This window comes from Dyella mobilis (assembly GCF_016904945.1).
GTDB lineage: Bacteria > Pseudomonadota > Gammaproteobacteria > Xanthomonadales > Rhodanobacteraceae > Dyella_B > Dyella_B mobilis.
This window is the reverse complement of record NZ_JADIKF010000005.1, coordinates 1-611: the sequence shown is the minus strand read 5'-3', so window position 1 is coordinate 611 and position 611 is coordinate 1. Positions and strand designations below refer to the sequence as shown.

Genomic DNA, 611 nt, shown 5'->3' with positions numbered 1-611 from the left:
GCACTTTCTCAAGCGACAGCGTACTCACCCTTGCGGATAGCCGGACGGATCGGCAGCGTGAGGTCGCCGGCGATGAGCTGCAGTTCGCCGTCCTGGATCAGGCATTGCAGGCGCATGCTGCGCTCGCACAGGGTAGCCAGTTGCTGCATGTCGGCGTGGTCGATGGCGAGCACGCTGAGGTTGTCGTGGCGGGTGAGCGTGCTGGCGATCTTGCTCCACCAGACGTCGACGGCATGGCCACCATAGGCCAGCACCACGACGTGCCGCGACTGGTTGCAGGCTTTGCGCAAGCGTGTTTCATCAGGCAGGCCGACGTCGACCCACAGCTCGATCTCGTCGGTATAGGCCTTGCGCCACAGGGCCGGTTCGTCGGTGTCGCTGAGCCCCTTGCCGAACTCCAGCCGTTCGTCGGCATACAGCGTGAACGCGAGCAGGCGCGCCATCAATCGCTCCTCGGTTTCCGACGGATGCCGGGCGAGGGTCAATGCGTGGGTGGCGTAGTAGTGCCGGTCCATGTCGCTGATCGACAGTTCGGCCTTGTGGATGGTGGCGGTGAGGGCCATTGGGGCACTTGAGTGGGCGTAAACCGACTATTTTACGCGGCTTTGCCC

General features: G+C 63.8%; 1 protein-coding gene. It reads right to left on the bottom strand.

The window, feature by feature from the left end; all coding sequences use genetic code 11:
• Nucleotides 1-8: 8 nt before the first annotated feature.
• A complete protein-coding gene (locus ISS99_RS00025; RefSeq protein ID WP_204629518.1) occupies nucleotides 9-563 on the bottom strand; it encodes a YaeQ family protein in 555 nt (184 codons plus the stop codon).
• Between the last annotated feature and the right edge of the window lie 48 nt (nucleotides 564-611).

What these genes read in the sequence shown, in the direction of transcription:
- ISS99_RS00025 (WP_204629518.1), bottom strand. Translation starts at nt 563, where the DNA reads ATGGCCCTCACCGCCACCATCCACAAGGCCGAACTGTCGATCAGCGAC.